This window comes from Salinisphaera sp., from assembly GCF_035690525.1.
Lineage (GTDB): Bacteria > Pseudomonadota > Gammaproteobacteria > Nevskiales > Salinisphaeraceae > Salinisphaera.
In genome coordinates this window covers 1-22753 of record NZ_DASSKM010000154.1, presented here as the reverse complement: position 1 = coordinate 22753, position 22753 = coordinate 1, and the positions used below count along the sequence as shown (strand labels likewise).

18 protein-coding genes are annotated in these 22753 nt (G+C 65.3%); 17 read left to right on the top strand and 1 reads right to left on the bottom strand.

The features are described 5' to 3' along the window. Positions 1-2: 2 nt before the first annotated feature. The 9 genes from VFJ08_RS11735 (at position 3) to truD (ending at position 12147) form a co-directional block, all read left to right on the top strand. Positions 3-545, top strand: coding sequence for a ribonuclease HII (locus tag VFJ08_RS11735; RefSeq protein WP_349256996.1), 543 nt, complete (start codon positions 3-5; stop codon positions 543-545). 58 nt (positions 546-603) lie between these two features. Further along, positions 604-4095, top strand: a complete 3492-nt coding sequence (gene dnaE / locus VFJ08_RS11730) for a DNA polymerase III subunit alpha (RefSeq protein ID WP_324997396.1) — start codon at positions 604-606, stop codon at positions 4093-4095. Between the two features lie 204 nt (positions 4096-4299). Further along, positions 4300-5271 carry an acetyl-CoA carboxylase carboxyltransferase subunit alpha gene (locus tag VFJ08_RS11725; RefSeq protein WP_324997395.1) on the top strand — a complete coding sequence of 324 codons (972 nt, stop codon included), beginning with the start codon at positions 4300-4302 and terminating at the stop codon, positions 5269-5271. Positions 5272-5337: 66 nt separating this feature from the next. Continuing rightward, positions 5338-6657, top strand: coding sequence for a tRNA lysidine(34) synthetase TilS (tilS, locus tag VFJ08_RS11720; RefSeq protein ID WP_324997394.1), 1320 nt, complete (start codon positions 5338-5340; stop codon positions 6655-6657). A gap of 174 nt (positions 6658-6831) precedes the next feature. Next, positions 6832-8475 (top strand): CTP synthase, encoded by a 1644-nt coding sequence (locus tag VFJ08_RS11715; RefSeq protein ID WP_324997393.1) that lies wholly within the window; start codon positions 6832-6834, stop codon positions 8473-8475. Further along, the gene (gene kdsA, locus VFJ08_RS11710) at positions 8472-9314 is read left to right on the top strand and encodes a 3-deoxy-8-phosphooctulonate synthase (protein WP_324997392.1); all 843 of its coding nucleotides are present in this window, start codon (positions 8472-8474) and stop codon (positions 9312-9314) included. The genes VFJ08_RS11715 and kdsA overlap by 4 nt, the downstream gene beginning before the upstream one ends. Positions 9315-9378: 64 nt before the next feature. Continuing rightward, positions 9379-10662, top strand: a complete 1284-nt coding sequence (eno, locus tag VFJ08_RS11705) for a phosphopyruvate hydratase (protein ID WP_324997391.1) — start codon at positions 9379-9381, stop codon at positions 10660-10662. Positions 10663-10664: 2 nt separating this feature from the next. Continuing rightward, positions 10665-11066: an FtsB family cell division protein gene (locus VFJ08_RS11700; protein WP_349256995.1), complete on the top strand. Its 402-nt coding sequence runs from the start codon at positions 10665-10667 to the stop codon at positions 11064-11066. A gap of 7 nt (positions 11067-11073) precedes the next feature. Further along, positions 11074-12147: a tRNA pseudouridine(13) synthase TruD gene (truD, locus tag VFJ08_RS11695; RefSeq protein ID WP_324997390.1), complete on the top strand. Its 1074-nt coding sequence runs from the start codon at positions 11074-11076 to the stop codon at positions 12145-12147. 185 nt (positions 12148-12332) lie between these two features. On the opposite strand, the gene VFJ08_RS11690 is transcribed toward truD, so the two are convergent. Next, positions 12333-12890, bottom strand: coding sequence for a Smr/MutS family protein (locus VFJ08_RS11690; protein WP_324997389.1), 558 nt, complete (start codon positions 12888-12890; stop codon positions 12333-12335). A gap of 231 nt (positions 12891-13121) precedes the next feature. Between VFJ08_RS11690 and surE the strand changes: the two genes are divergently transcribed. From surE to recJ, 8 genes are all read left to right on the top strand, one after another. Then, on the top strand, positions 13122-13871 hold the full coding sequence (surE, locus tag VFJ08_RS11685) for a 5'/3'-nucleotidase SurE (protein WP_324997388.1): 750 nt from the start codon (positions 13122-13124) through the stop codon (positions 13869-13871). Then, positions 13871-14554 (top strand): protein-L-isoaspartate(D-aspartate) O-methyltransferase, encoded by a 684-nt coding sequence (locus VFJ08_RS11680; protein ID WP_324997398.1) that lies wholly within the window; start codon positions 13871-13873, stop codon positions 14552-14554. The genes surE and VFJ08_RS11680 overlap by 1 nt, the downstream gene beginning before the upstream one ends. A 107-nt stretch (positions 14555-14661) precedes the next feature. After that, positions 14662-15258: a YqaA family protein gene (locus tag VFJ08_RS11675; RefSeq protein ID WP_324997387.1), complete on the top strand. Its 597-nt coding sequence runs from the start codon at positions 14662-14664 to the stop codon at positions 15256-15258. A 193-nt stretch (positions 15259-15451) separates the two neighbouring features. Continuing rightward, positions 15452-16294, top strand: a complete 843-nt coding sequence (locus VFJ08_RS11670; protein ID WP_324997386.1) for a peptidoglycan DD-metalloendopeptidase family protein — start codon at positions 15452-15454, stop codon at positions 16292-16294. A 132-nt stretch (positions 16295-16426) separates the two neighbouring features. Continuing rightward, positions 16427-17635, top strand: coding sequence for an alanine transaminase (gene alaC, locus VFJ08_RS11665; protein WP_324997385.1), 1209 nt, complete (start codon positions 16427-16429; stop codon positions 17633-17635). Positions 17636-17657: 22 nt separating this feature from the next. Further along, positions 17658-18971: a homoserine dehydrogenase gene (locus VFJ08_RS11660; RefSeq protein ID WP_324997384.1), complete on the top strand. Its 1314-nt coding sequence runs from the start codon at positions 17658-17660 to the stop codon at positions 18969-18971. Positions 18972-18999: 28 nt separating this feature from the next. Continuing rightward, positions 19000-20388, top strand: a complete 1389-nt coding sequence (gene thrC / locus VFJ08_RS11655) for a threonine synthase (RefSeq protein WP_349256998.1) — start codon at positions 19000-19002, stop codon at positions 20386-20388. Positions 20389-20392: 4 nt separating this feature from the next. Then, complete coding sequence (recJ, locus tag VFJ08_RS11650) at positions 20393-22159, top strand: single-stranded-DNA-specific exonuclease RecJ (RefSeq protein WP_324997382.1); 1767 nt, start codon at positions 20393-20395, stop codon at positions 22157-22159. Positions 22160-22753 lie beyond the last annotated feature (594 nt).

Below are 22753 nucleotides of genomic sequence, written 5' to 3'. Positions count from 1 at the left end.
CGGTGGTGGCCGCGGCCGTCATCATGCCGGCCCGGCCGTTGCCACGTGGATTGACCGATTCCAAGGCGCTGACCGCCGAGGAACGCGCCACACTCGATATAAAGATCCGCGAACGCGCCATCGCCTGGGCCATCGCCGAGGCCTCGGTGGCCGAGATCGACCGGCACAACATTCTCGGCGCCACCCTGCTGGCCATGCGGCGCGCGGTGGCCGCGCTGCGCATCCGGCCGTTCGCCGCCTGGATCGACGGCAACCGTCCGCCTGCATTGGCCTTGCCGATACGCACGATCGTGGGCGGCGATGGCTGCGTACCGGCGATCAGCGCGGCGTCGGTGATCGCCAAGGTGGCCCGGGATCGTCAGATGGTCGAACTCGACGCCGCTTATCCAGGCTACGGTCTGGCTTCGCACAAGGGCTACGGCACGCCGGCGCACCGCGCCGCGCTCGCCGAACTGGGGCCTACGCCGATTCACCGGCACAGTTTCGCGCCGGTCGCGCGGGCGGCGGCGCGTCGCCGGACCACGCTGAATTTCACGTTAGGATAGGGGCGGCGACGCACTCGCCCTGTTCCAATAGCGATCCCGCCACGCCCGAGGGTTATCGATGACGACGCCTTTCGTCCATCTGCGCGTTCATACCGAGTATTCGCTGTCCGACGGTATCGTGCGCATCAAACCGTTGCTGAAGCAGGTGGCGGCGGCCGGCATGCCGGCGGTCGGGGTGACCGACAACGTCAACCTGTTCGGCATGGTGAAGTTTTACAAGGCCGCGCTCGGGGCCGGCATCAAGCCGATCGTGGGCGTGGATCTACAGGTGGACGAAGGCGCCGCGCCTGCCTCCAGGTTCACCCTCATCGCGCGCCATCGCGAGGGCTATCGCAATCTGTGCGAGATTCTCACCCAAGCTTATCTGCATGGCCAGAAGGTGGGCCAGAACGGCGGGCAGGTGCGGGTCAAGCGCGAATGGATCGTCGACAAGGCCGACGGGTTGATCGCGATTTCCGGCGGAATGAGCGGCGACACCGGCCAAGCGCTGCTGGCGGGCAAGAACGAGCTGGCCGAGCAGCATGCCCGTTATTGGCAATCGGTTTTCGGCGATTGCTATTACCTCGAACTCACCCGCTGCGGGCGGGCCGGCGAGGCCGCGTGGCTGGCCGAGACGGTGGGTCTGGCGCTGGCGACGGATATCCCGGTGGTCGCGACCAACGACGTGCGTTTTCCCGGCGCCGAGGATTTCGACGCCCACGAAGCGCGGGTGGCCATTCACGACGGTTATACCCTGGCCGATCCGCGCCGGCCACGCCATTACACGGCACAGCAGTACCTCAAGACGCCGGAGGAGATGGCCGAGCTGTTCGCCGATCTGCCCGAGGCGATCGAGAACTCGGTGGAGATCGCGCGCCGGGCCAATCTCGAGCTTACGCTCGGCGAGAACGTGCTGCCGGACTTCCCGGTGCCGGACGGCCACGACACCGATTCGTTTCTCAAGGCTGAGTCCGAGGCCGGGCTCGGTGAACGCCTCGAGGATCTGTATCCGGATGCGGATGTACGCGCGGCCCGGCGCGAGGAATACGACACGCGGCTTGCCCACGAGCTCGATGTCATCAAGACCATGGGCTTTCCCGGCTACTTCCTGATCGTCGCCGATTTCATCCGCTGGGCGCGCGAAAACGGGGTGCCGGTGGGCCCGGGCCGCGGCTCGGGCGCCGGCTCGCTGGTGGCCTACGCGCTTGGCATCACCGATCTGGACCCGCTGGCCTACGACCTGCTGTTCGAACGTTTTTTAAACCCCGAACGCGTGTCCATGCCCGACTTCGACGTCGACTTCTGCATGGACGGCCGCGACCGGGTGATCGAATACGTGGCCGATGCCTACGGCCACGAGAAGGTCAGCCAGATCATCACCTACGGCACGATGGCGGCCAAGGCGGTGGTGCGCGATGTCGGGCGCGTGCTGGGTCATCCCTACGGCTTCGTCGACCGGATCGCCAAGCAGGTGCCGTTCGCGCCGGATATGACGCTGACGCGGGCGCTGGAGGAATCCGAGGAACTGCGCGCTTCGCGCGAGGACGAGGAAGTCGGTTATCTGCTCGATCTGGCGCTGTCGCTGGAGGGCCTCTCCCGCAACGCGGGCAAGCATGCCGGCGGCGTGGTCATCGCGCCCTCCAATCTGATCGATTTCACCCCGCTGTACTGCGAGGCGGGCGGCACCAACCGGGTGACCCAGTTCGACAAGGACGACGTGGAAGCGGTCGGCTTGGTCAAGTTCGACTTCCTCGGCCTGCGCACACTGACCATCATCAACAACGCGGTTCAGGTGGCTAATGCGCGATTGCAGGCGGCGGGCCGAAACGCGATCGACGTGCGCCAGATTCCGCTGGACGACAAGGCGTCCTTCGAACTGCTAAAAAAGGGCGACACCACGGCGGTCTTCCAGCTTGAATCCTCGGGTATGCGGCGTCTGATCAAACGCCTGGCTCCGGCCGAGTTCGAGGACATCATCGCGCTGGTCGCGCTGTACCGGCCCGGTCCGCTGGAATCCGGCATGGTCGAGGACTTCATCGACCGCAAGCACGGCCGGGCCAAGGTCGTGTACCCGCACAACAGTTTGGCCGAGGTGCTGGAGCCGACCTACGGCGTGATTCTGTATCAGGAGCAGGTGATGCAGATCGCGCAGGTGTTAGCGGGCTATACGCTCGGCAACGCCGATCTGCTGCGCCGCGCCATGGGCAAGAAAAAGCCCGAAGAGATGGCCAAGCAGCGCGACGGCTTCGTCAAGGGCGCGGTCGAGAACGATATCGAGGAGGACACCGCCGCCTATATCTTCGACCTGGTCGAGAAGTTCGCCGGTTACGGCTTCAACAAGTCGCATTCGGCGGCCTATGCGCTGGTCTCTTATCAGACCGCTTGGCTGAAAACGCATTACCCGGCCGATTTCATGTCGGCGGTGCTGTCGGCGGATATGGATCACACCGACAAGGTCGTGATCATGATCGACGAGTGCCACCGGCTCGGGATCGATGTGGCGCCGCCCAATGTCAACGCCTCCGAATACAACTTCTCGGTGGTCGACGATGCGGCCATTCGCTACGGCCTCGGCGCGATCAAGGGCCTGGGCCGCGGCGCGATCGAGATGCTCATCGCCGAGCGTCGCGAAGGCGGCGCTTTCGCCAATCTCTACGATTTTTGCCGGCGCGCGGATACGTCCAGAATCAACCGGCGTGCGATCGAGGCGTTGATCAATGCCGGCGCGCTGGACGATCTCGGGGGCAACCGGGCCAGCCTCATGCACGGCGTGACCCGGGCGCTGGCCGCCGCCGATCAGGATCGCAGCGCGGCGAGCGTCGGTCAGAACGATATGTTCGGGCTGGCCGAGAGCCCGGATACCGCCGGCCCGCCGTTGCAATATCTCGACGAATGGCCGGAGGACGAGCGTCTCCGGGCCGAGCGCGATACGCTGGGGCTGTATTTGACCGGGCATCCGATCAAGGCGTGGGAGGCCGAGCTCGAACGGATGACCGACGGCAAGATCGCCGATCAGGTCGCCGCCATGCCACGCCCGGAAGAGGGCGGTGCGGGGCGGCGTGGCCCGCGCAAGAGCGCGGTGGTCGCGGGGCTGGTGGTCGATGTCCGGCGCATGAAGAAGGGCAGGCGCATCATCGTGGTGCTGGATGACGGCTCGGGCCGCATCGAGTGCCCGCTGTTCGAGGACAAGGCGGCCGAGTTCGGCCATCTGCTGGTCTCGGACACGCTGGTGATCGTCGACGGCAGCCTGTCCTACGACGATTTCTCCGACGGCTTTCGGCTGAACGCCAACACGGTGATGGACATCGAGACCGCGCGCGCGGCCTACGCCAGTCGTATTTTGTTACAACTGCAGTCCGAGGCGGCGCTGGACGTTGGCGCGCTGGCCGGCTGTGTCGCCCGCTACAAGGCCGATGCCGGATGCGATGTGGTGCTGCGCTACGCCAACTCGGATGCGCACGCGGTACTTACCTTGGGCGAAACACGGCTGCGTCTGTGCGAGGATCTGCTGGCCGATTTGAAGAGTCTCGTGGGTGCGGACAAAGTGCAAGTACGTTATCGTCGCGCCTAGGAGCCTATCGGACTCAGGATGATTCTACTGCGCTGGTGGGACACCGGCATAAATTCCCCCGATTTTTCGTTACGTAGATCACTATGCGCCTCAAAATCGTGAAAATTTCTGCTCGCCGTCCCACCATGCTCGCTACGAATCCCCGAGTCCGATAGGCTCCAGACGACCGCTCGCTGATCCGACAACCGGTAAATAAACGAGACGATGGCGCAAAAAAACATCGATTATCTGGACTTCGAACAACCGATCGCCGAGCTGCAGGAGAAGATCGAAGAGCTGCGCTTCGTCGCCGACGGCAGCGAGGTCAACCTGTCCGAGGAAATCACCCGCCTCGAGGACAAGCGCAAGCATCTGACCGAGCAGATCTTCTCCAAGCTGTCGACGTGGCAGGTCGCACAAATGGCGCGTCATCCGCTGCGGCCTTATACCCAGGACTACATCGACGGCATGTTCACCGAGTTCGTCGAACTGCACGGCGATCGCACGTACAGCGACGATCCGGCGATTATCGGCGGCACCGCGCGGCTCGGCGGCCAGCCGGTGATGGTGATCGGGCATCAGAAAGGCCGCGACACCAAGGAAAAGATTCACCGCAATTTCGGCATGCCGCGGCCCGAGGGTTATCGCAAGGCACTGCGCCTGATGAAGACCGCCGAGCGTTTCAAGCTGCCGGTGCTGACTTTCATCGACACCCCGGGGGCTTACCCCGGCATCGGCGCCGAGGAGCGCAACCAGTCCGAGGCGATCGCGCGCAATCTGTTCGAAATGGCCAAGCTGCGGGTGCCGGTAATCTGCACCGTGGTCGGCGAGGGCGGCTCCGGCGGCGCGCTCGCGATCGGCGTGGGCGACCAGCTCATGATGCTCCAGTACAGCATCTATTCGGTGATCTCGCCGGAGGGTTGTGCCTCTATCCTCTGGAAATCGGCCGACCAGGCCGAAGACGCGGCCGAAGCCATGCGCGTGTCGTCGGTCGATCTCAAGCGGCTCGAATTGGTCGACGAGGTCGTGGACGAGCCGCTCGGCGGCGCGCACCGCGACCCCGAACAGCTGATGGACCGGCTCAAGGATCGTCTGCTCACCCATATGTCGCGCCTGCAGCATATGAGCGTCGAGGAACTGCTCGATGCGCGCTACAAGCGTTGGATGGCCTTCGGCGACTTCAAGTCGGCCAGCTGAACGCCCGAGTAAGGCAGCGGTGTCGATGCGCGCCGGCCCGGAAGCGGTGCGGCGGGCGGATACGACATGAATGCGCAAACGCAATTGACCGCCGCGTTGACACCCGGCCCGCCGAATACGAGCGCGCTCGTGGTGGCCTATAGCGGCGGGCGGGATTCCACCGCGCTTTTATACGCGCTGGCGCACAGCGGCCCGGCGATCGCGATCCGGGCGGTGCATATCTGCCATCGGCTGGAGACCGCGGCCGAGGCATGGGCGGAACACTGCCGGCGTTGCTGTGAAGCGCTCGGGATCGATTTCGTGCGGCGCGATATTCAGGTCGATACGCGTCGCGGCGGCCTGGAAGCGGCGGCGCGCGCGGCGCGTTATGCCGAACTGCGTCGCTGGATCGGGCCGAACGAGGTGCTGGTGACCGCCCACCACGCGGACGACCAGGCCGAGACATTTCTACTGCAGGCGTTGCGCGGCGCCGGTGTTGCCGGTCTTGCCGGCATGCCGGCGCTGGCCGCGTTCGGCGCGGGACGGCTATGGCGTCCCTGGCTCGATGTGCCGCGCGCGGCGATCACCGCCTATGCCCAAGCCCACGGTCTGGAATGGGTCGAGGACGAAACCAATCGCGACTCGCGGCGCGCCCGCGGTTATCTGCGATCCGAGGTCTGGCCGGCGTTAATCGCACAATGGCCGGCGGCCGCCGAGACGCTGTCGCGCAGCGCCGGCTGGGCGGCGCAGGCGACCGAGGCGATCGCGGCGCTGGCCGAAGTCGACCGGGCCGCGGTCGGCAACGAAGATGCCACCCTGGCTATCCCGGCCCTGTCCGAGCTGTCGTTCCCGCGGCAGTCCGAGGTGCTGCGCTGGTGGCTTGCCGAACAGGGGCGCGATCGGCCCGGTCATCGCCACGTGGCCGAAATTCGGCGCCTGCTTGGCGCACGCGAACACGCCGGGCCCCGGGTTGCGTTCGCGTCCACCGAGGTGCGGCGCTTCGACGGGCGTCTGTTCGCCATGGCGCGCCTGCCGGCCGCCCCGGCGCCCGGCACGGTCATCGAATGGCCGATAGGATGCGCTAGCTTGGCGCTGCCGCCCGGCTGCGGCCGAATCGCGATCGAGCCGAACACGCAGCTCGAACGCCCGCACGATCTGCGTATCGTGTTCAACGAACCGGGTGCGCGCATGGCGCGCGCCGGCGGCGGCTCGACGCCGGTTTCCGAATGGTTGCGCGGCGCCCGGGTGCCGACCTGGGTTCGGCAACGCCTGCCGCGCATTCAGGCCGGCGATACGTTGTTGGCCGTGCCCGGAACGTGGCGCCATCCGGAGATCGCGCAGTGGTTTGGCGGGCGGGCGCCCCGGTTCGAATGGGAGCACGATCTGCCGGGTGCCCGGCAAATCTGACCGGCGAGTGGCGCGGCCGCCGTCACGGGTCGCGCAGGTCGCCTCGCCGGCCCGATCGTGAATCCGGTGCTACGCCCGATGCGGCGGTCGCGGGCGCGTGTTCGCGTTGTTTGCGCCCCGGCTTTGGGCTAGCATGCGCGGCAAGAACCTTCCCTCGACCCCTCAAGAGCGCGCATGGCTGGGCACGCGATTGGCACTCGTTATATTTTTGTCACCGGCGGGGTCGTGTCCTCGCTCGGCAAGGGCATCGCGGCCGCCTCGCTCGGCGCACTGCTGGAAGCCCGCGGCCTGTCGGTTTCGGTGATCAAGCTGGACCCGTATCTAAACGTCGATGCGGGCACGATGAGCCCGTTCCAGCACGGCGAGGTTTATGTCACGCGCGACGGCGCCGAGACCGATTTGGACCTCGGTCACTACGAGCGTTTTCTCAAGACCCGGACCTCGCGGCTGTCGAATTTCACCACCGGCCAGATCTACAACAACGTCATCAATAAAGAGCGCCGCGGCGATTATCTCGGCGGCACGGTGCAGGTCATTCCGCATATCACCGACGAGATCAAGCGGGCCGTCCTGGAAGGCGGCGAGGGCGCCGATATCTGCCTGGTGGAGATCGGCGGCACGGTCGGCGATATCGAGTCGCTGCCGTTTTTGGAGGCGATCCGTCAGTTCGGCGTAGAGCTCGGCCACGAGCGCGTGCTGTTTATGCACCTGACGCTGGTGCCCTATATCCCGTCTTCCGGCGAACTCAAGACCAAGCCGACCCAGCATTCGGTCAAGGAGTTGCGCTCGATCGGCATCCAGCCGGATATCCTGATCTGCCGCACCGACCGCGCCCTGCCGGAGAACGAGCGCCGCAAGATCGGATTGTTCACCAACGTGACCGATCGCGCGGTGATCGCGGCGGTCGACGTGGACGATATCTACAAAATGCCGGGCCTGTTGCAGAGCCAGCATCTCGACGATCTGGTCATCGACCATTTCTCCATGAGCGCGCCCCGGGCGGACTTGTCGAACTGGGCCGCGCTGGTGGATGCGCGCAGCACCCAGGACGTGTCGGTGCGAGTGGCGATGGTCGGCAAGTACGTCGATCTGGCCGACGCCTATAAGTCGGTCAACGAAGCGCTGTCGCACGCCGGGCTACACACGGCCACTCGGGTCGATATTCATTACGTCGATTCGGAAACGGTCGAAAAGGACTCGGCGGGCGCCCTGGCCGACTGCGACGCGATTCTCGTGCCGGGCGGGTTCGGCGAGCGCGGCATCGAAGGCAAGATCGCGGCCGCCCGCTACGCGCGCGTCAACGGCGTGCCGTATCTGGGCATCTGCCTCGGCATGCAAGTCGCGTGCATCGACTTCGCCCGCGATATCGCCGGGCTGGCGGGCGCCCACAGCACCGAGTTCAATCCGGAACCGACGCATCCGGTTATCGCCCTGGTCACCGAATGGACCGACGCCGGCGGAGGGCGTCAGACCCGCGACGCCGGCGTCGATATGGGTGGCACCATGCGTCTGGGCGAGCAGCGCTGCCGGCTGGTGGCCGACACGCTTGCGCACCGTAGCTACGGCGCGGACGAAATCTTCGAGCGCCACCGGCATCGTTACGAATTCAATAATCACTACCGCGACGCGCTGGCCGGCAAGGGTCTCGTGTTCTCGGGTTTCTCGGTCGAGGATGATCTGGTGGAAATCGTCGAGCTGCCCGACCATCCGTGGTTTCTGGGCTGCCAGTTCCATCCGGAATTCACCTCCACGCCGCGCGCGGGGCATCCGCTGTTCATGGGTTTCATCATGGCCGCGCGCGCGCGGTGTCTGAAATGAACCTCGCCGGTTTCGACATCGGCGGCAATGCGCCGCTGTTCGTCATCGCGGGCCCGGACAGCCTGGAATCCCAGCAGCTTTCGATCGATATCGCCGGGCACGTCGCCGAGATCTGTGTCGATCTCGGCATTGGCTATGTGTTCAAGGGTTCGTTCGACAAGGCCAACCGCAGTTCGCATGCGAGCTACCGCGGCCCCGGCCTGGACGAAGGGCTGAAAACACTGGCCGCGGTCAAGCGCGAGATCGGGGTGCCGGTGACCACCGACGTGCACCTCGAGGCCCAGGTCGAACCGGTGTCGGTCGTGGTCGACATGCTGCAGACGCCGGCCTTTCTCTGTCGCCAGACCGATTTCATCCAGACGGTGGCGGCCTCCGGCAAGCCGGTCAACATCAAGAAGGGCCAGTTTCTGTCGCCGGCCGAGATGAACGGCGTGGTCGCCAAGGCACGCGAGGTCGGCGGCCGCGATATTTTGGTCTGTGAGCGCGGTTTTTCGTTCGGCTACAACAATCTCGTGGTCGATATGCGCGGGCTCGCGATGATGCGCGACACCGGCTGCCCGGTGGTTTTCGATGCCACGCATTCGGTGCAACTGCCCGGCGGGCTCGGCCACGCCTCGGGCGGCGCGCGCGAACACATCCCGGTGCTGGCGCGCGCGGCGGTCGGCGCCGGGGTTTCAGGCCTGTTCTTGGAGACCCATCCCGATCCCGTCAACGCCCTGTGCGACGGACCGAACTCGCTGGCGCTGGCGCAGATGCGGGAGCTGCTGGAGACGCTGGCCGAACTCGATGGCGTGGCCAAGCGCCGCGGTGTTATGGCGCCGTCACCGCACAGCGGGTAATCTTGGCCGGACCGCAAGGCGCGGTCGCGGAGTCGAATCCACATCAAAAGCGATATTCAAAGCTATGTCGAAGATTTCCAACACGCGCGGTTATCAGGTCATCGATTCGCGCGGCAATCCCACCGTTGCCGTCACGCTCGAGCTGGAATCGGGGGCCGTCGGTACGGCCATGGTCCCATCGGGAGCTTCGACCGGCAGCCTCGAGGCCGTCGAGCTACGGGATAACGACAAGAGTCGGTATCTGGGCAAGGGCGTCACCCGCGCGGTAGCCAGCGTCAACGGTGAAATCGCGAAGAAAATCAAGGGTTTCGACGTCAACGACCAAGCCGGGCTCGACAAGATGCTGATCGATCTTGACGGCACCGAGAACAAGGGCCGTCTGGGCGCCAACGCGCTGCTGGGCGTGTCGTTGGCCGCCGCGCACGCGGCGGCCAACGAGGCGGGCCAAGGCCTGTACGCTTTTCTGGGTCACGACGAGGCCACGCACTTGCCGGTGCCGATGATGAATGTCATCAACGGCGGCGAGCATGCCTCGAACAACGTCGATATCCAGGAATTCATGATTGTGCCGGCGGGCTTTTCGAGCTTCTCCGAAGCGCTGCGCTGCGGCTGCGAGATCTTTCAGAACCTGAAGAAGCTGCTCGGCGAGCGCGGCATGTCGACCGCGGTGGGCGACGAAGGTGGATTTGCGCCGGACCTGCCCTCCAACGAGGCCGCGCTACAGACCCTGGTCGAGGCGATCGAGCGTGCCGGGTACAAGCCGGGCGAAGAAGTGTATCTCGGCATCGATGCGGCCAGCACCGAGTTCTACGATAACGGCACCTATAAGCTGGCCGGCGAGGGCCGCGATTACGACGCCAAGGGTTTCGTCGACTATCTGGCCGGACTGGTCGAGAATTACCCGATCATCACGCTCGAGGATGGCATGGCCGAGGACGACTGGGACGGCTGGGCGCTGCTTACTGAGCGGCTCGGCGAGACCATCCAACTGGTCGGCGACGATCTGTTCGTGACCAATACGCGTATCCTGCAGAAGGGGATCGAGGAAGGCATCGCCAACGCGATCCTGATCAAGCCCAACCAGATTGGCACTTTGACCGAAACCCTGCGCGCGATCGACGTCGCCACCCGCGCCGACTACGCCGCGGTGGTCTCGCATCGCTCGGGCGAAACCGAGGATTCCACCATCGCCGATTTGGCCGTGGCGACGGCCGCCACCCAGATCAAGACCGGCTCGCTGTCCAGATCCGATCGGATCGCCAAGTACAACCGCCTGCTCATGATCGAGGCCGAGTTGGGCAGCCGCGCGGTGTATCCGGGTAAGAAAGCGTTCAACTGCGAGATCTAACGTTGCGCGACGGCACCGGTACGCAAAAGTTGTCTGGACAGGTGGCGGTGTCGCGCTACAATCCGAACATGTACCGTGTCGCCGCCATCGTGCTGCTGATCATGCTTGCTGGGCTGCAATACCGGCTGTGGGTCGGTGACGGCAGCCTGGCGCAGGTGTATCACCTCGAGTCGATGCGCGGCCAAATCGCCAAGGTCAACGCGCGGCACCGGGCTCGCAACGAGGCGATGCAGGCCCAGATCGAAAATCTCAAGTCCGGTCTCGGCGCGAGTGAAGCGCGCGCGCGCGCCGAAATGGGCATGATAAAGCCGGATGAAACCTTTTTCCTGACCGTCCCGGGTAAAGAGTCCGCCCCGGCGCAGACCACGGAAGACGCTTCGGGCCGGAGCGCAAACGCCGGCTGATCGGGGCATGTCCTATCTCAACGGCGACGCCGTCGACGTCGCCGGGTTCGCCTATGTGGAAGCAGAGCCGCCCGGCCACGGGCGGTTGCGGTTCGCGCCCGACGACTTCCGGGTCGAAGAGATCTGCGATGTCGAGTTGCAGGGCGCGGGGGAACATCTATGGCTTTGGGTCGAAAAGACCGGCCTGACGACGCCCCAGGTCGCCGAGCGGCTGGCGGCATCGCTGGGTCTTGCCGTGCGCGATATCGGCTACAGCGGACTCAAGGATCGCCACGGCGTCACGCGGCAGTGGTTTTCGTTGATCTGGCCGATCAAGCGTGAGTTGCCGGCCTGGCCGAACGACCCGGACTGCCGGGTGCTCGAGGCCGCCCGTCACGGCCGTAAATTGCGGCGCGGAACCCATCGTGCCAATCGGTTCGAGATCATCGTACGCGACATCGAAGATCTGGACGAGGCAGACCTTACGGCCCGCGTGTCGCGCGTTCGTGGCGCCGGCGTGCCGAATTATTTCGGTCCGCAGCGCTTCGGCCACGGTGGGCGCAATATCGCGCTCTCGCGCGCGCTGTTTTCGGGGCGACGTCTGTCACGCGGACGCCGCGGCTTCGCGCTGTCCGCGGCCCGTTCGCTGATCTTCAACGCGGTGCTCGACGCCCGTTTGCGCGCCGACACCTGGCCGGGCCCGCTGCGCGGGGATGTGTTCATGCTGGCCGGTTCTCGCAGTGTGTTCGCCGCGGCCACGACCGACGAATCCTGGGATTCGCTGCTCGAACGGGCTGCGCGCGGCGATATCCGGCCGACCGGCCCGATGCCGGGGCGACCCGGCAGCGCCGCTGTCCGGCCGACCGATGCCGCCGCCGAGATCGAAAATCGTGTGCTTACAGGGCTGTCCGAGTTCGTCGATGGCCTGTCGGCGTTCGGCGTCGATGCCGAGCGTCGCGCGCTATGCCTGCCGGTGGCGGATCTGGCGGCCGAAGTCGCCGGCCGCGACCTGCGGTTGTCCTTCTCCTTGCCCGCCGGTGCGTTCGCCACCAGCGTGCTCCGCGAACTCGTGCGCGTAGAGGACGTGGCCGCTCACGGCTGATACCAATCTGCAAAAGCAATGACCTACCAGTCAAAAACAATCCGCAAATAAGCGCAAATGCACGCGAATAAGACACGCTTATGCGCTTTTTCCGCTTTCATTTGCGTTTATTGGCGTTCATTTGCGGACGAATTCTGGCTTCATGAAGATCGATCAATCTTTATGAGGGTAGGTATGAGAGCGGGCTACGCTTTTCTGAGCAGCACGTAGAGCGCGCCGGTGCCGCCATCCACCGGCCGCGCCGAGGCATAGGCCAGCACTTCCTCGCGCTGGCGCAGCCAGCCGGCGACCTTGATCTTGAGCACCGGGCCGCGGTGGCCCGAACGCAATCCCTTGCCGTGTACGATGCGCACGCAGCGATAGCCGCGAGCCAGCGCTTCCTGCAGGAATTCGGTCAGACAGCGGCGCGCGACTTCGACCACCATGCCGTGCAAGTCGATCTCGGCCTGGCAGCGGTAGTGGCCGCGGCGCAGGCGCCGGATCACGGCATGCTGGACGCCTTCGCGCCGATGCACCAGATCGTCACCGGTTTCGATATCGGGATCGGGCGGCGCGTCGGCGAGCAATTCGGCCATCACGGCAGCCTCGTCGGCCTCGCGCATGCGCGGCCGCGCCGAGGGCAGGGGGCGAGCCGGCGCGCGCCGGCTGTTCCGGCGCACCGTCGCCATCGGGCCGACCATATTGCGGAACAGCGCGCTATCCTCGGCGCTGATGCCGTCGTCGTGGCTGTCCGATTCGCTCATGGTCGCATTGCTCCCGCGGGATCGGTGGGTCGCGGCCGGCACGGCAAAGCCAAAACCGGGCCTTGATGAGCTATCCTAGAACCTGTCGGCGTTTCGTGCGAGGCCCGCGTTGGACCCGCGAATCATGTGGGGCGAGACGTAATCCGGGTAACGCCGCAGGAAACGTCGACGGCCCTACCGGGCTGAACGCGCGCATGCACGCGCGTCGGTATCACGCAAGCTTGTCTGTTCATGCGACTACTTCTGAGTAACGACGACGGATGCCACGCACCCGGCCTCGCGGCGCTGCGCGCGGCCATGGCCGAGGTCTGCGACGAAATCGTCACCGTGGCGCCCGACCGCAATCGCAGCGGCGCGAGCAATTCCCTCACGCTGGAGCGCCCGCTGCGCGTGCGCGAGGTCGACGACAACGTGTTCGCGGTCGACGGCACGCCGACGGATTGCGTGCATCTGGCCACGACCGGCCTGTTCGACCCGAATCCGGACATGGTCGTTTCGGGCATCAACACCGGCGCGAACCTCGGTGACGACGTTCTGTATTCGGGCACGGTCGCGGCCGCCACCGAGGGCCGCTCGCTGGGCTTGCCGGCGATCGCGATCTCGCTGGTCGGCGACGACTGCGTTCACTACGACACAGCCGCCCGTGTCGCAGTGGCCATGGTGGCTTTGCTGGCCGCGCATCCGTTGCCCGCCGATACGATTCTCAACGTCAACGTGCCGGACCTGGCGCACGCCGATCTGGCCGGCTACCGCGCCACGCGCCTGGGTTATCGCCACCGCGCCGAAAAGCTCGTCGCCGATCGCGATCCGCGCGGGCGGCGGGTGTACTGGATCGGCCCGGCCGGCGGCCAGGCCGACGCCGGCCCGGGGACGGATTTTCACGCGATCAACGACGGCTACGTTTCGATCACGCCGCTGCAGATCGATCTGACCCGGCACGCGAGCATGTCGTCGTTGTCCGACTGGCTGGAAAAGCTGTGATGATCGAGCCGGACAAGCACCCGCACGTGCGCGGTTTCGGCATGGCCTCGGCGCGCAGCCGGGCGCGTCTGGTCGCGCGGCTGGAACAACTCGGCGTTCGCGATGAGCGCGTGCTCGATGCGATGAACCGCGTGCCGCGTCACATGTTCGTGGATGAAGCGATGACCAGCCGCGCCTACGACGATACGGCACTGCCGATCGGCTACGGTCAGACCATCTCCCAGCCCTATATCGTGGCGCAGATGACCAGCCTGCTACTGGCAGCCGACGAGCGTCCGGACCATGTGCTGGAAATCGGCACCGGCAGCGGTTATCAGGCCGCGGTGCTGGCCGAGCTGTTCGACACGGTTTACACGGTCGAGCGCATCAAGCCGCTCTACGAGCAGGCCCGCCGGCGCTTCGCCGAACTCGGCTATCGCAACGTCCGCGCCCGCGAGGCGCGCGACGACATGCTCGGGCTGCCGTCCTACGGGCCGTTTGATGCGATCCTGGTCACGGCCGGCGCCGAGAACCTGCCGACTGCGCTCACCGAGCAGCTCGCCGAAAACGGGCGCATGATCGTACCCGTGGGCGCTTCCGGCGGCGGCCAGCGTCTGGTGGTCGTGCGCCGTCAGGGGCCGTCGTTTTCGCGCGATGACCTCGACGCGGTAAGCTTCGTCCCGCTGATCGAAGGGCACGATTAGGAACTGTAAATGCGTTGCGTCCGGCCTTGCCGAAATTCGCCGATGGCCGTTGCCGGGCGCCCCGCGTCGGGCCCGGTGCGGAGTGCGCACGTCGAATGCACGCGCGGATGACATCGCGCAAGCCCGGCCCTTGGCGCCGGCTCTACGACGCCGTGGTCCGCGCCGCGGCGCACCGCCACGCGCAGACGTGGCTTTTCATATTGGCTTTTGCCGAGAGTTCGTTCTTTCCGATCCCGCCGGACGTCATGCTTATTCCGATGACGCTGGCCCGGCGCGCGCGCTTTCTTCGCTATGCGCTCATCGCCACGATCGGCTCGACGCTGGGCGGCCTGTTCGGCTATCTGATCGGCGCCTTGTTTATCGACCAGATCCAGCCGTGGCTGGCCGATCTGGGCTACGCGCAAGGCTATGCAACGGTTCGTCATTGGTTCGCCGAATACGGCTTTTGGGCGGTACTGTTTGCCGGTTTTTCCCCGGTGCCCTATAAACTTTTTACGATCGCCGCGGGCGCACTCGGCATGCCGGTATCGGCGTTCACGCTTGCATCGGTGGTCGGGCGCGGCGCACGGTTTTTTTTGATCGCCGGACTCGTGCGCTGGCTCGGGCCCGCGTTCGAGGACCATCTACTCAAGTATCTGGACTGGATCGGATGGATATTCGTCGTTTTGGTCGTCATTGCTTATCTGGGATATCGCCTGGTCTAGGCGTCTGTGCCGTAGAAAGCAAACGGGCTGCGGCGCCCCCACTTCGGCCAGATTTTGCGGGCGTTTTCGTCATATAGTCACCACTATGCTCCTCAAACGCCCGCAAAATCTGCCTCGAATTGGGAACGCCTCGCTCCATTTATTCCTACGGCGCAGACTCCTAGGTCCGCGGTTCCCGGGGCGAGGCGTCGGCATGGCCTTGCTGATCGCGCTGGCCACGCTGGTCGCCGGGTGCTCGATCAATCGGGCCATGCAGCCGGGCAGCTATACCGTGGTGCGCGGCGACACGCTGTCCGGGATCGCCCAGCGCTACGGCATCGATTGGCACAAGCTGGCGCGCTGGAACCATATCGGCCCGCCATACCGGCTCAGCGTGGGCCAGCAGCTCGCGCTCGAGCCGTATCCGCCGCTCGACTACGCCCATATGCCCAACAACGGCCGCCATGCGCAGCGGCCGGCGCGCGCGCCGGCCCCCGGCGGCCGCACTCAGCCGCTGGCCATGCCCGGCGCGCCGACCGTTACCCGCAATTCGACGGCTAACGGCCCGAGCCGCCCGACCGGCCGCGACGAGAATGCCGGGGCCACGCGCCGGGAAGAGAATTCCATCGACAGCGCCACCTCGTCCGCCGTGACCCGGCAGACCACGGTCAAGGCCGGCGGTCCGAGCGCGGATGGTTGGCAGTGGCCGGCCAGCGGGGCATTGCTGAGCGACTACGATTCCTCGGCGCGGCATCGCGGCATCGAAATCGGCGGCAAGGTCGGGGCGCCGATCTATGCCGCCTCCAGCGGCACGGTGGTTTATAACGGCACCGGCCTGAAAGGCTATGGCAAGCTGATCATCATCAAGCACGACCCGCATTATCTGTCGGCCTACGGCTTCGTCGACAAAAGTCTGGTCGAGCAGGGCCAGACCGTGTCCGCCGGCGCGCATATCGCGAACATGGGCCTCGGCCCGGGCAGCAAACCGATGCTGCATTTCGAGATTCGCAAGGACGGCGAACCGGTCGATCCCGAAACGCTGCTGCCCGAGCGCTGAACCCGCTCTACATGCCGGTAGTGCCGGGCCCATGAATCTGGCAGACTTCGACGTTTGACCGATTGCCAATACGGGATTTTCCCAGGCTCCACCCGTCGTCCGCCGCGCGGGCGATCAACCGCCTAAACCGACATGTCCGACGCTTCATCGAAATCCAACTTCGTACGCATCAACCGTTTGCCGCCGTACGTGTTCGCGATTATCAACGAGTTGAAGCAGGCGGCGCGAGCGCGCGGCGAGGACATCATCGATTTCGGCATGGGCAATCCGGATCGGCCGACGCCGGACCATATCGTCGACAAACTCACCGAGGCGGCGCAGCGGCCGGATACGCATCGTTATTCGGTCTCGCGCGGCGTGCTGCGCCTGCGCCAGGCGATTTCGGCCTGGTACAAGCGCCGTTACGATGTGGCTATCGACCCCGAAAGCGAAGCGATCGTCACGATGGGCTCCAAGGAGGGCCTGGCGCATTTGATGCTGGCTATTCTCGAGCACGGCGATCAGGTGTTGGTGCCCAACCCGGCGTACCCGATTCACCCGTATGGCGCGGTGATCGCCGGGGCGGACGTGCGCCATGTGCGCATGACGGCCGACACGGATTTCTTCGCCGAGCTGGAAAAAGCGATCAAGGAATCCTGGCCGCGGCCGAAGATGATGCTGCTGAATTTTCCCAGCAATCCGACCACGCAGTGCGTCGAGCTGGATTTCTTCGAGCGAATGGTCTGCATGGCGCGCGAATACGATCTGTGGATCGTGCAGGATCTGGCCTATGCCGACCTGACCTTCGACGGCTATCGGGCGCCCTCGATCCTTCAGGTGCCCGGCGCCAAGGACGTAGCCGTGGAATGCTTCACGTTGTCCAAGAGCTACAACATGCCAGGTTGGCGCGTCGGTTTCATGTGCGGCAACCGTGAACTCATCGCCGCGCTTGCGCGCATGAAGTCGTATCTGGACTACGGCATGTTCACGCCGGTCCAGGTCGCCGCCATCGCCGCGCTCAACGGGCCGCAGGACTGCGTGACCGAGATCCGCGACCTCTACGAAAAGCGCCGCAACGTGCTCTGCGACGGGCTCAACGAAATCGGCTGGCCGGTGGAACGGCCGCGGGCGACCATGTTCGTCTGGGCGCGCATTCCCGAGGCCTATCAGCATCTGGGCTCGCTCGATTTTACCAAGAAGCTGTTGGCCGACGCCCAGGTCGCGGTCTCGCCGGGCATCGGCTTCGGTGAGTACGGCGATACGCACGTGCGATTCGGTTTGATCGAGAACGATCAACGCACGCGCCAGGCGCTGCGCAATATCAAGCGTATGTTCAGACGCGATGGCGTTGTCGCGGCTTAACGTAAATCAAGGGATCTCAATGATGGAACCGGTCAAGGTCGGTGTGCTCGGCCTCGGCACCGTGGGTGCCGGTGTGGTCAATCTGCTCGCGCGCAACGGCGATGAAATCACCCGTCGCGCCGGCCGCGAGATTCGCGTTACCCGGGCGGTGGTTCGCGATATGGAGCGCGCGCGTGAATGCGATATCGGCAACATCGATATGGGAACCGACGCCCGGGCCATCGTCGAGGACCCGAACGTCGATGTGGTGCTGGAGCTGATTGGCGGCGACGGTCTGGCCTACGAGCTGGTCATGGCGGCGATCGCCAACGGCAAGCATGTGGTTACCGCCAACAAGCATCTGATCGCACTGCACGGCAACGAGATTTTCGCCGCCGCGGACGAGGCCGGCGTGGTGGTATCGTTCGAGGCGGCCGTGGCCGGTGGCATCCCGATCATCAAGGCGATCCGCGAATCGCTGGCCGCCAACCGTATCGAATGGGTTGCCGGCATCATCAACGGCACCGGCAATTTCATCCTGAGCCAGATGAATTTCGAGGACGTCACCTTCGAACAGGCGCTGGCCGAAGCTCAGATACGCGGTTTCGCCGAGGCCGATCCGACCTTCGACGTCGACGGCATCGACGCCGCGCACAAGCTGGCGATCCTCGGCAGCATCGCCTTCGGCATTCCGCTGTCGTTCGACCGCATCGTGACCGACGGCATTCGCGGGATCGCGGCCGACGATATCGAATACGCCGAAGAGCTGGGATACCGCGTCAAGCATCTCGGCATCGCCCAGCGGCAAGACACCGGCGTGGCGTTGCGCGTGCATCCCACGCTGGTTCCCGAGCGCGCGCTGCTGGCCAACGTCGAGGGCGAGAAGAACGCGATCATGGTCTACGGCGACGCGGTGGGGCCGACCGCCTACTACGGCGCCGGCGCCGGCGCCGGGCCGACCGCGTCGTCGGTGGTCGCCGATTTGATCGATACCGCACGCATGATGAGCGTCGATCCCAGCGGGCGCGTGCCGCATCTGGCGTTCCAGCCGGACCAGATCACCGCTGAGCCGATCCTTGAATCGCCGGATTTCATCTGCGGTCATTACTTTCGTGTGCAGGTGGCCGACAAGACCGGCGTGATGGCGGAGATCACCGGCATGCTCGCCGAGCTCGAGATCGGTATCGAGGCGATCCTGCAGAAGGATCCACCCACGGTCGAAGAGGATGCCCGCGTGATCATCATCACCAAGCCGGCGCGCGAAGGTACGCTGGCCGAGGCACTGGAGCATATTCGGGCGCTGCCGACCACTAGGAACGGCGTGGTGCATTATCGTGTGGCCGAGTTCGAGGACTAAAACAATGGCCGATAGCGAGCAGGGCGGCATGCGCTACATCAGTACCCGCGGCGCCGCGCCGGCGTTGGATTTCGAACAAGTCGTGCTCACCGGTCTGGCGCCGGACGGCGGCCTGTACGTGCCCGAGACCCTGCCCGAATTCTCGCATGACGAGTTGGCGGCGATGGCCGGGCTGCCGTACACCGAGATCGCGTTTCGGGTGATGAGGCCGTTCGTGGGGGGCGCGATCGGCGATGCCGATTTTCGGCGCCTCATCGAGGACACCTACGCGAGCTTCAACCACGATGCGGTCGTGCCGCTCAAGCAGCTTTCGCACAATCATCATCTGCTGGAGCTGTTCCACGGCCCGACGTTGGCGTTCAAGGACGTGGCGCTGCAGTTTCTGGGCCGTCTGCTCGACCATTTTCTCGGCAAGCGCGGCGAGAAGGGCGTGATCATGGGCGCGACCTCGGGCGATACCGGCTCGGCCGCCATCGAAGGCTGCCGGGCCTGCGATCAGCTCGATATCTTCATTCTGCACCCGCATGGCCGGGTTTCGGCGGTGCAGCGCCGGCAGATGACGACAATAGATGCGGCCAACGTGCATAACATCGCCATCGAAGGTGATTTCGACGATGCCCAGGCCATGGTCAAGGCCAGCTTCGCCGATCAGGGCTTTCTCCGGGGCACGCGCCTGATCGCCGTGAACTCGATCAACTGGGCGCGCATCATGGCCCAGATCGTTTACTACGTGGCCTCGGCGGTGACGCTCGGCGCCCCGCATCGCAAGGTCGCCTTCGCGGTGCCCTCGGCGAACTTCGGCAACCTGTTCGCGGGTTATATAGCTTATCGGATGGGCCTGCCGGTCAAGCAGTTCGTGATCGCGACCAACGCCAACGACATCCTGCACCGCACGCTCGCCGACAACGATTTCTCGCGGCGCGGGTTGGTCGCGACGCTGGCGCCGTCGATGGATATCGTGGTGTCGTCCAACTTCGAGCGGCTGCTGTTCGAAGCCTATGGACGCGACAGCGCCGCGGTACGCGATCTGCTGGAACGCGCCGCGAACGGTAAAGCGGCCATAGACGAAGCCCCGCTGGCCGAGCTGCGTCGGCTGTTTTCCAGCGACAGCGTGGACGACGACAGCATTCTCGAAGTGATTCGCGAAGCCCACCGGCACACAGGCGAACTGCTCGACCCGCACACGGCGACCGGCTACCGCGCGGCCAAGCGCTGCCGGTTCGATGCGACGACGCCCATGGTCACGCTGGCGACCGCCCATCCCGCCAAGTTCGAGGATGCAATCGTGCGGGCCGGCTTCCCCGGCGCGCCGCTGCCCGAAGCCATGGCCGGGCTCATGTCGAAGCAAGAGCGCTTCGACGTGCTACCCGCCGAACTGGCCGAAGTCCAGGCTTACGTTGCCGCCAAGCGCCGCTAAGACCGTGGCGGCCGGAACGCGCGCGGCCGCCGAGCACGAGCCGTGCATTGTCGAACGCGCCGCGCCGGACTGCGAGGGCCTGGCGCATCTTTCGCCGTTGTTGCGGCGTGTCTACACCGGTCGCGGCATACGCCAGGCCGGCGCGCTGGACTATCGGCTGGCCGGCCTGCCCGATTTCTCGGCGCTGAAAGGCATCGACGCGGCGGTCGATGAGCTGGAAGCCGCCGTTATTGCGCACCGTCCGATTCGTATCGTCGGCGATTTCGACACGGACGGAGCGACCAGCACCACGCTCGCGCTCGACGTGCTGGAAACGCTCGGCGCCTGCGTCGATTTCTTCATGCCGCAGCGCACTACTCACGGTTATGGGCTGTCGCCGGCCGTGGTCGAGGCGATCGGCGGTGCGCCGGACGCGGGCGGGCTGATCCTGACCGTGGACAACGGCATCGCCTCGGTCGCCGGCGTCGAAGCGGCCCGCGCCGTCGGTTGGCGCGTGGTGGTCACCGACCACCATCTGCCCGGCGAGGCGCTGCCGGCGGCCGAGGCGATCGTAAACCCGAACCAGCCCGGCTGCGGCTTCATCTGCAAGCATCTCGCCGGCGTGGGCGTGGTGTTCTATGTCATGGCCGCGTTGCGGGCGCGCATGGCGGCGCGCGGCGTTGCAAAATTGCCGCGCATGGGCGATCTGCTGGATTTGGTGGCCGTCGGCACGGTGGCCGATGTCGTGGCGCTGGATCATGTCAACCGCACGCTGGTCAGCCAGGGGCTGCGCCGGATTCGGGCAGGGCGCGGGCGCCCGGGCATCGTGGCCTTGGCCGAGATCGCCGGACGCGATCCGCGACGGCTGGATACCGACGACATCGGCTTCGCGATTGGCCCGCGCATCAACGCCGCCGGCCGGCTGGAGGACATGCGGCTCGGCGTCGCCTGTCTGCGTGCGGCCGATCTTGACGACGCGCGCCGTGCGGCTGAGACCCTGGCCTCGATCAATCGCCAGCGGCGTAACGTGCAACAGCGGATGCAGAGCCAGGCCGAGGCCGCGCTCGAGCGACTGGCCACCCTCGATCAAAGCCCGGCGGCGCTGGTCGTGCACGAGACCGACTGGCACGAAGGCATCGTGGGCCTGATCGCCTCGCGTCTGCGCGAGCGTATTCATCGGCCGGTGGTGGCTTTCGCCCCGGGCGCGCGCGGTGAACTGAAAGGCTCGGCGCGCTCGATTCCGGGGCTGCATATCCGCGACGCGCTGGCGGCGGTGGATGCGGTGGCGCCGGACCTGATCACGCGCTTCGGCGGGCATGCGCAGGCGGCCGGGTTGTCGTTGCCGGCCCACGCACTCGCCGAGTTCTCGCGTCGTTTCGAGGCGGCGGTGGCGGCGCGGCTCACGCCGGCCATGATTACCCGGGAGTTTGTCACCGACGGCGAACTGGCCGGCCCCGATCATTGTCTTGAAGCCGCCGCGCGGCTGCGCGAGGCCGGGCCGTGGGGCGCGGGTTTCGATGCACCGCTTTTTCACGGCGCCTACCACGTGCTCGGCCAGCGCGTGGTCGGCAGCGGGCATCTCAAACTCACGGTTCAGGCCTGCCTCGGCGGCGAACCGATCGAGGCCATGATCTTTCATCGCGACGAACCGCTCGACGCGGCGCGTGTCCACCGGCTGGTGTTCCGGCTCCTGGTCAACGAGTTTCGCGGCCGCCAGCGCGCGAATCTGATCGTCGAGCACTGCCGCGTGGATGCGCCGGGTCTGGTGCGGCGCGCGGCCACGCCCGACTAGAGCAATTTCCACCTTTTTAAAGTTATTTATCCGCAGATGAACGCAGATTTACGCAGATTGAGTAAGCGTCAAATCAGCTCCCCAGCGGATGTTCAGGCTGTGCTCTTTTGCCAGAAAACGGTTATGACTGTTCACTAAAAGTGCAAAATGCTATAGGGGCCGAGACATCGCTTATGCGACAGGATTACGACACACGAAAGCCCTTGTGCGACCGTCCATAGGAGCGCGATCGCAGCCTCTCAAAAAGCTCGTTATTAGAAAGATGCTATTGCGCGAGACTTAGCGTGCGATTGCTTTCCGGTTCGCGAGATGATCTCTCGACGGGCGGTCAAACGAGCCAGAAAAACATGCTATTTTTATCCGGGAAACCGGGCTACACGTCACCGGTGAGGAAGTCGATCGTTGGTTGCAATCCTGGGGCACGGACGATGAACAGCCTGCGCCTGCATGCCACGAGTAATCACGACCCGCAACGCAGTTGCGGGCTTGCAGCGGTGTCGACGTTTTCTCGACGACACGGGCTACTAAATGACCGCGGTGGTGGTATGGGACGAACTGCGAGATATGGCGCTGGGTGAGAACTTCGCCGGCCGC

Coding starts and splice junctions, on each gene's coding strand:
- dnaE (WP_324997396.1), top strand. CDS start 604: ATGACGACGCCTTTCGTCCATCTGCGCGTTCATACCGAGTATTCGCTG.
- VFJ08_RS11725 (WP_324997395.1), top strand. CDS start 4,300: ATGGCGCAAAAAAACATCGATTATCTGGACTTCGAACAACCGATCGCC.
- tilS (WP_324997394.1), top strand. CDS start 5,338: ATGAATGCGCAAACGCAATTGACCGCCGCGTTGACACCCGGCCCGCCG.
- VFJ08_RS11715 (WP_324997393.1), top strand. CDS start 6,832: ATGGCTGGGCACGCGATTGGCACTCGTTATATTTTTGTCACCGGCGGG.
- kdsA (WP_324997392.1), top strand. CDS start 8,472: ATGAACCTCGCCGGTTTCGACATCGGCGGCAATGCGCCGCTGTTCGTC.
- eno (WP_324997391.1), top strand. CDS start 9,379: ATGTCGAAGATTTCCAACACGCGCGGTTATCAGGTCATCGATTCGCGC.
- truD (WP_324997390.1), top strand. CDS start 11,074: ATGTCCTATCTCAACGGCGACGCCGTCGACGTCGCCGGGTTCGCCTAT.
- VFJ08_RS11690 (WP_324997389.1), bottom strand. CDS start 12,890: ATGAGCGAATCGGACAGCCACGACGACGGCATCAGCGCCGAGGATAGC.
- surE (WP_324997388.1), top strand. CDS start 13,122: ATGCGACTACTTCTGAGTAACGACGACGGATGCCACGCACCCGGCCTC.
- VFJ08_RS11680 (WP_324997398.1), top strand. CDS start 13,871: ATGATCGAGCCGGACAAGCACCCGCACGTGCGCGGTTTCGGCATGGCC.
- VFJ08_RS11675 (WP_324997387.1), top strand. CDS start 14,662: ATGACATCGCGCAAGCCCGGCCCTTGGCGCCGGCTCTACGACGCCGTG.
- VFJ08_RS11670 (WP_324997386.1), top strand. CDS start 15,452: ATGGCCTTGCTGATCGCGCTGGCCACGCTGGTCGCCGGGTGCTCGATC.
- alaC (WP_324997385.1), top strand. CDS start 16,427: ATGTCCGACGCTTCATCGAAATCCAACTTCGTACGCATCAACCGTTTG.
- VFJ08_RS11660 (WP_324997384.1), top strand. CDS start 17,658: ATGGAACCGGTCAAGGTCGGTGTGCTCGGCCTCGGCACCGTGGGTGCC.
- thrC (WP_349256998.1), top strand. CDS start 19,000: ATGCGCTACATCAGTACCCGCGGCGCCGCGCCGGCGTTGGATTTCGAA.